This window comes from Paenibacillus xylanexedens (assembly GCF_007676705.1).
GTDB lineage: Bacteria > Bacillota > Bacilli > Paenibacillales > Paenibacillaceae > Paenibacillus > Paenibacillus xylanexedens_C.
The window spans coordinates 1-334 of the sequence record NZ_VEBF01000099.1; the positions used below are offsets into that span (position 1 = coordinate 1).

The 334-nt window shown below is 47.0% G+C and carries 1 pseudogene; it reads left to right on the top strand.

The features are described from left to right. Nucleotides 1-17: 17 nt before the first annotated feature. Nucleotides 18-334 (top strand): annotated as a pseudogene (locus tag FS628_RS33190) (phosphoribosylamine--glycine ligase); the annotation flags it as partial.

Consider the following 334-nt stretch of genomic DNA (forward strand, 5'->3'; position numbering starts at 1 on the left):
AACCTACCAACACCTTTATCAACCATCTACTCCACAAATACAACATTCCAACCCCACCCTATCACAAATTCCATAATTACCAACACCCACACCCTTACCTCAATCACCAACCCATTCCCCTTCTCATCAACCCACATCCATTCCCACCACCCAAACGTCTCACCCTACCTTATTCCCCTCAACACCCTCATAACCCACTTCACACTATTATGCTCCACAAAGTATTTCCTCAACCACCACCCAAACTCATTATCCACCAATTCCTACCACCGCACCAAATCTCCATTCTCCCTTTTCTCCATCCTCACACCCTTCCTCCAATGCCTGCACCACA